Raw genomic sequence first — 7,153 nt, forward strand, 5'->3', positions numbered from 1 at the left:
TCCTTCTGTAAATGGATCACTAAGTCCCTCATCATTCTGATAAATCGCATTGTTACATTCACGTGCATCGTTAATCTTTTTTCGTTTGAGTGTTGCAGGGATGGTATCCGCTTCAGCATGAAAATGATCTACATAGGTATGTTGGATTTGATTATTGATGAATTGTGCAACGTGAGGATAGATAACGATAATTACTCCAATCGCGAACAGGCCGACAATGAATCCTTTTTTCTTGTTCATCGTCTTTTCCACCTTTTCCGACGTCGAATATACCAATACGTTAGTATCGACATCAATAAAATTAACAAAGCGATCCATAGTAGATACATTGGTTTCTCTGCTTCGATCATCGGTCCATCTGGAGTGACAAGTGCAGTTGCTTCTTTTGTTTCTTCAGTAGGAATACGTTTACCTCGTACAAGAAGGCGGTGTGTGTTGATCATATAAGGTTCGCATGTGATCAACGTAACGAGGTCTTCGGTAGGATTGAATTCGAGCCAACTTGTTTCTGTTGGCAGGACAATTTGGATATCATCCACTTCATACGTTAACGTTTCCCCTAAAGTATGGATTTGAAACCTATCTTTTACCTTTATTTCATCTAAATTCCTAAAAAGCTTCGAACTGGGTAATCCACGATGTCCCGTTAACGCCGCATGATTGCCTTTCCCACCAACTGGCAAGGACGAATTCGGCATATGGCCGATTCCTTGACTCAGTACATCTTCGCTGACACCATGATAAATCGGGATGCGTACATCAATCGACGGAATCTCGATACTCCCCATCGCTTCACCGATATCCAACACATTTAGATAATGCTGATCTTCCTCCACTTCGCCACTTACTTCTTCAGCAAACGGATCTTCAATCGATACGGGTTGATTTTGGAGCGCCGCATTATACTCTTCAGCCTTCTGTCTTTCCTGTTCTTTTTTCTTATCGGACATGTTTTTCCACGCTTCATTATGCTTGGTAATCGATGAGTGATGCTCCTGTGTATTAAACCAATCACTAACAATGGGATAAAAAAAGATACTAAGCCCGACGACAAATACCGCTACCACGATGAACTTTCGGAACATCCCACTCACCTTTCCCTTTCATGATGAAGGTTAAGAAGGAGACGCATTGTCCCCTTCTTAACTTTCCATCAAAATTTATGCCGTTTCATTTTTGCGATGGCGGATATACAATACTAACGCCGTCCCCATCAGTAATGCACCAATGAGTGTGAAGAGTGATGTACCAATTCCACCCGTTTTCGGTAATTCCCAACCGGATTTAAAGTTATCTACTGCGATGACATGGTCGCTGTTATTAGCATTAACGGAGAAGCTGATCGGGTTGTTTAATTTGTTGTAAGGCTTCATGACACCATCGTCATCGTACATCGGAGCTTTTGTTTCGATTAACTCATAATCGCCGTAGTCGAGTTCACCGAAATCAATTTCACCGTTTTCATCTGTTGTGCCGGTAAATACTTCTTCTGTGTCCGTGTTAACGACTTTAAATTCAGCACCTTGAAGTAATGCTTGATTATCTCCATCTTGTTTAATGACAAGTAACGTACCTGCAGTCGGCAAAATTTCTACCGGATCAGTCGTTTTATCACCAGATTGATCGTGTTTGTTCGTGTAGTTCACAGATGCTTCGTTTGAAATTGGATCATTCGCTGTTGCCTCTTCTGAAATCAAAACATCAAACTCGATAACCACCTGGTTAACCGATTGGAATGCCGAAAAGTCGTAAACATCCCACGTCAACGTTTGACCGTTTTGACCAAACGTGAACGCTGTACTATCTACACCAGTGACACTCCAGCTACCGTCGACATAGCTTAAGTCATCATCTAGAACATCGGTTACTGTAAAGTTCGTATATTCAAACATGTCGCCTGGTACATCAATCGTAATTGAGTACGTGACTTCTTCTCCACGGTTGCTGGCATCAACATTAACGTCTTTTTTAATGTCTGGCTCACGATAGTTTACCGCTTCTACCTTGATTTCTGAATCACTATCTTCTACAGAAAATTCGATTCGCTGGTCGCCAAGCACGTAACCATCAAGTGTATGCGTCTCTTTGAAATAATAATTACCATAAGGTAAGTTTTTTATGAGTATTTTCCCATCTTGGTCTGTTGTGAAAGTTTCCGTACCTTCAAACAACTCATCATCATCACCATAAAGCTCAAATATAACACCTGGAAGTCCCAAGAGATTATTACTACCATCCTTCTTCGTCAACTCAACGTCATTTCGGATTGTTTCGTTTTTCGGATAAATATTTACGTGGTAGAATGATTCGCTTCCGTCTTGAACAGTCATTGGAATATCTACGAAAAATTCTTGGGTGTTTAAATTGACGTGGTCTGGTCCGTCAATTTCTTGAACTTTATATCTACCTAGTGGAATCTCCATCCAACCTGTTATTCCATCCGGACCAGTCACTTTCGTCGACGTAAATCCATCTGTAACTTCTGTCCAAGTATCAAATTCTTTGTTGTATTCGTGCGTCTGGATAATTTGATACGTCACACCTTCGAGTGGTATGCCATCAACTGGTTCGGTTAAATCTCGTCCATCAGCATCCCCTTGTGCTGCTCCAGGTTCTTGTTCATATTTATGAATAAACAACGAACCATACGAAGGCGAGTACGGGTTTTCTACACCCGCAACGCTCAAAGGCAATAACAAACTAAAAATTAACAAAGCGATTAACGTTGTGGCTAATTTTTTCATTCAACTTCTCCCCTATTCATTGTTTTCTTTCCGTCTTCTCCACAAAAGGAACAAAGCGGTTGCCATGAGGATTGCTCCGACACCGTAAAATCCTATTGTTCCAATTCCTCCTGTTTTCGGAATCTCCCAGTCTTGTAACGTGTTTTCGATTGTTTCATTTACGTGCAGTTGATCACTTGAAATGGAGATGGTTCGTTCACCTTCAAGCAGTCGATAACCTTCTGGTGCTTTCGTTTCTGTTAACGTATACTCTCCCAAAGGTAATTCGTCGAAAATGATTAACCCAAATTCATCTGAAGTTCCTGTCATGGAAAATCCATCCGAACCATTGAGCTCAAACATCGCTCCTGCTAGTGGATCACCATTTTCATCAACTTTATAAATCGTTAATGAACCATATAAGGCAGTGTTGGTAACGATTAACACTCCATCTTCTGCTCGGTAACTAGCTTCATAGCCATCCGGAACGTTAAGCTCTATGACTTCGTATTCAATTTCATTTCCTGTTTCATCATCATATTTTCGAAATCCAGTAAAGACAGCAGACCATTGATTATCTTCATTTAATACTTCTGTTATGCCTGTATCTGTTCCATCTGCAAGTAAACTGACTGTCACTTCACCCGTTTCTGGACCAATCCACTCTTTTGTCACTACGACATCAATCAATTCATCGTTCGTATTCGTAAAAGTAAAACCCTCTTCAACTGAACCAGTTTTATGAGATGTATAACCTTCGAGGGCTACTTCTTGAACGATATAGTCTATTTTCACACCTGTCGTTTCATCATATTTTCTTAAATTTTCAAAAGCACCTGACCAATTATTCGTCGCATTTAACGTTATCATTTCTCCTGTGTCAACTCCGCCCGAAAACAGCTGTATCGTGACTTCGTTTGCTGCTGGACCAACCCATTCTTTTGCAACTTGGATATCCAGCGTTTCATCATTCGTATTCGTGACTACAAATCCATTATCAACTGAACCCAAAACGTCACTTGAATATCCAGGTATATCTATTTCTTGTACTGTATAGGAAATTTGGTTCCCTGTTTGGTCATCGAACACATTCAAATCTGCGAATGTGTCCGACCAATTATTCGCTTCATTTAAGACCAACGTCCTTCCAGTGTCAGTTCCGTCTGCAAATAACTGAACGGTCACAGCTTCTGCCGCTGGACCAATCCATTCTTTCGTAACGTGAATATCTATTTGTTCTGGGTTATATGTGTTTGTTACGGTTAATCCGTCTAAGCTTTTCACATAATTGACCGGTACATCTGCTTCATCAGCAGTAAAGATATACTCTCTACCATAGGGATCATACTGAGGTACTTCCTCCCATGTGTATTGCCAAGCTGGGATTTCATTGCCATCCACTGTTGCGTTTTTTATTTGATGAGGAGCTTCACCTGCTGCAGAAACTAATAAATGCAAGGTGATTGATGGTCGTTCTGTACCGCCATCCCACACTTTATTTGCTGTAACATCTGTTTTCGGAATTTCAAATAATAAATCTCCGCCTACATCATGTCCACCACCGATTCCTTTGATAAAGAACGTGTAGATTCCATCGTCGTTTAAATTCAAGTCAGTCAAAGGAAACTTAAAAACAGTCCAATGCGAATCTTTCGTATTTCCTTTCAATCCATCTTTAGGATTATATTCAACACCGTCTATATATATGGGCACCAGAGGATTATATTCATCGAAATTCGTTGAGGTAACACCATTCAATGTAATAAATTGTAAACTGTGTGTTGATTTCACAGCTACATAAACAGTTCCATCTTTGGACCATAATCGATGTGGTCTTGTGTGATCATTTTGTGATGTACCAACTAAGGTTGTAGGCACAACAATCGCATTTGTTCCTGAAAAATAACTTCCAGATGTAGATAAGGAAACAAATAATGATTTTGTGGCATCTACTTTGTTATTTTGTGAGTTCGTTTCCTTTTGTTTCACCACTTGATCTTGATTGGATTTTTGATTCTCTTCTTCATTTTCATCCAATGTTTTTGATTGCTCTACAGGTTTTTCTTTAGATCCAGATGCCGAATCATCACTTTCTCCATCCTCTGAATGCGATTCCACCTCGGATGAACCCGTATCATCTTCCGTTTCAGCCTCGTCATCTTCGGACGATTCAACTTGCTCTTCTGCATCCTCTTCATTCGACGTCATTTCAGAAGATGACTCATCAGCTTGCTCGTTCGATTCTGTTTCATCTAATTGAGTCAAAACAGGCATTTCGAGCGACTTCTCGTCAAAGTCTTTAATCTGCTGGCCGTCAAACGAAACAACCGCTTTTAATTGATACGAATCAACGAGGTCATCTGTTCTAACGGTTGTAATCTTGAACTCTTCTTGAATCGATTTAGATGACTTCAACAGATAGCCATTTGCCGTTTGCTCAACATCAATCGAATTTGTACCGTCGATAGATCCATGACTTAATCCTTTTGAAAATTCAATCGCAACGTTCACTTCGTCATCCTCAGACTCATTGGTGACGTCAACGACCAGGTTCCATTCAATATCCTCGTCCGAATGAGTAACATATTCAACAGACACTTCATTTGAAGTTGATTGCTCCGAAGTCGCCAACAAACCAGCATTCAAGCCAAAGATATGAAAAATAAGCACAACGATCGTCATAATCGAAATTCCTTTAATATAGCGCATCTCTTTTCCTCCTTTCTCTAAATTGTTGATGTTGTATGTTTTGGTCGTTCGGTGAAAAAATAATAGCGAAGAACGAACGATGTGGATTATTTGAAGAGCGCAACCTCCTTTTTAGACAACCGTGATAAAAGCACTATATTCATCCTAAGACGCGAAAGTTAAATCGAGGTTAAGATAAGAAAAAATATTTAGAATAATTAGTATAATTATGTCGAAAACCAATCATTAGCTAAGCAATCAATAGAATGAAGTACTGATTCGAACAAAATGGCAAAATAAAAAAACCATTTACGAACTTGTAAACGGTTCATGTAATGATATGAAATTTTATCTGAATTAATTCCAAAAAAATCCTAAATTTATCTCCTTTTGATATAGTCGCTATTACCCATCGAATCATTTACATCTAAATACTCTTTTAACGGCATTTTAATGATGAAGGAACTCCCTTTTCCTTCATTACTTTGAGCAGTAATCATCCCATCATGAGCATGGACAATCTCTTCAACAATAGCTAACCCAAGACCTACGCCATGAGCCGCCGAGCCACTTGCCCCTTCCGTCCCTCGGTAATAGTGCTTGAAAATATAGGGCAAATCTTCATCTGCAATCCCCACACCATTATCTTTTACTACGAGCTTAATATAATCCAGATCTTTCCAGTAAACATAAAATTCAATGCAGCCGTCTAGTTCTTCGGTAAACTTAATCGCATTGAACAATAGATTCTGAAACACCTGATCCATCCGAAAGAAATCCATATAAACATCGCGGTTATTGTGCGGTCGTCCGAATACTTTCCAGCGAAAAATCCGCCCCGATTGCTCAACCATAAACGAACCTAACCGCTCGATCCGCCTTAGCCAATCAGCCACATTCATGCGTTCCAGCCGAACAACCGCCTCTTGTTTTTCAATGACCGACAATTCTTGAAGCTCCCCAACCAGCCGACTTAAATTTCTCACTTTTTCAAGCGCAAGCTCATGATACGGGTGATTCGTTGGATGAATTGCCCCATCTTTGATCATCTGCAGATACCCCTGAATTAACGTGAGCGGCGTACCAATCTCATGCGCCAATATCGCACGGTATGTACGTTGAGCTTCCAACCTCCCCTGAAGCTCATCAACCATAGACGCTAGTTGACGATTTTCATCAATTAGCTTTTCATTATTAGCACCCAATTCAAATTGCTCACCTATCAGATCAGTCACAGATTTATTATCATCATTGGAAAGCGATTCGTTTTTCACGCAACAACATCCTTTCGCAATACAATTAGTTTCGAACCAGCCTATTTTATGCAGCAAGCAATAATATCAGACCACTCTAGTTGTATTGATAGAATACCGTTTAGTGTTGATTTGTGATTCTTCAGTGTTCATTTGCTGTTCTTCAGTGTTTATTTGTGGCCCTTCAGTGTTCATTGGCAGTTCTTCAGTGTTAATCTGCGGGCCTTCAGTGGTAATCCGCGTTTCTTCAGGGTTAATTCACGAAGCTTCAGGGTTAATTTGCGGCCCTTCAGTGGTAATCTGTGGTTCTTCAGTGTTCATTCGCAGGCCTTCAATGTTAATTTGCAATCCTTCAACATTCATCCGCGATTCTTCAACATTCATTTGCAATCCTTCAACATTAATCTGCAATCCTTCAACATTCATCCACAGTCCTTCAACATTCATCCGCAGTTCTTCAACATTCATCCGCAGTTCTTCAACATTCAT

6 protein-coding genes are annotated in these 7,153 nt (G+C 40.1%); all 6 read right to left on the reverse strand.

Annotated features, from left to right (window positions below; all coding sequences use genetic code 11):
* On the reverse strand, window positions 1-240 hold a 240-nt coding region (locus FPQ10_RS06100; RefSeq protein WP_186278574.1), incomplete at its 3' end, for a hypothetical protein.
* Window positions 237-1,085 (reverse strand): class C sortase, encoded by an 849-nt coding sequence (locus tag FPQ10_RS06105; protein ID WP_144161858.1) that lies wholly within the window; start codon window positions 1,083-1,085, stop codon window positions 237-239. The genes FPQ10_RS06105 and FPQ10_RS06100, both read right to left, overlap by 4 nt.
* A 75-nt stretch (window positions 1,086-1,160) precedes the next feature.
* On the reverse strand, window positions 1,161-2,744 hold the full coding sequence (locus FPQ10_RS06110; RefSeq protein WP_144161918.1) for a SpaA isopeptide-forming pilin-related protein: 1,584 nt from the start codon (window positions 2,742-2,744) through the stop codon (window positions 1,161-1,163).
* A 12-nt stretch (window positions 2,745-2,756) separates the two neighbouring features.
* Window positions 2,757-5,432, reverse strand: coding sequence for a Cna B-type domain-containing protein (locus tag FPQ10_RS06115; protein ID WP_144161860.1), 2,676 nt, complete (start codon window positions 5,430-5,432; stop codon window positions 2,757-2,759).
* A gap of 359 nt (window positions 5,433-5,791) precedes the next feature.
* Window positions 5,792-6,685, reverse strand: coding sequence for a sensor histidine kinase (locus tag FPQ10_RS06120; protein WP_144161863.1), 894 nt, complete (start codon window positions 6,683-6,685; stop codon window positions 5,792-5,794).
* 237 nt (window positions 6,686-6,922) lie between these two features.
* Window positions 6,923-7,153: hypothetical protein (locus FPQ10_RS06125; protein ID WP_222103055.1), on the reverse strand; the 231-nt coding region annotated here is incomplete at its 5' end.

The sequence above is a fragment of the Allobacillus sp. SKP2-8 genome (genome assembly GCF_007559355.1).
Classification (GTDB): Bacteria; Bacillota; Bacilli; order Bacillales; family Alkalibacillaceae; genus Allobacillus; species Allobacillus halotolerans.

Bases quoted from the DNA above. Each gene is read 5' to 3' on its own strand.
- FPQ10_RS06110 (WP_144161918.1), bottom strand. From the start codon at position 2,744: ATGAAAAAATTAGCCACAACGTTAATCGCTTTGTTAATTTTTAGTTTG.
- FPQ10_RS06115 (WP_144161860.1), bottom strand. From the start codon at position 5,432: ATGCGCTATATTAAAGGAATTTCGATTATGACGATCGTTGTGCTTATT.
- FPQ10_RS06105 (WP_144161858.1), bottom strand. From the start codon at position 1,085: ATGTTCCGAAAGTTCATCGTGGTAGCGGTATTTGTCGTCGGGCTTAGT.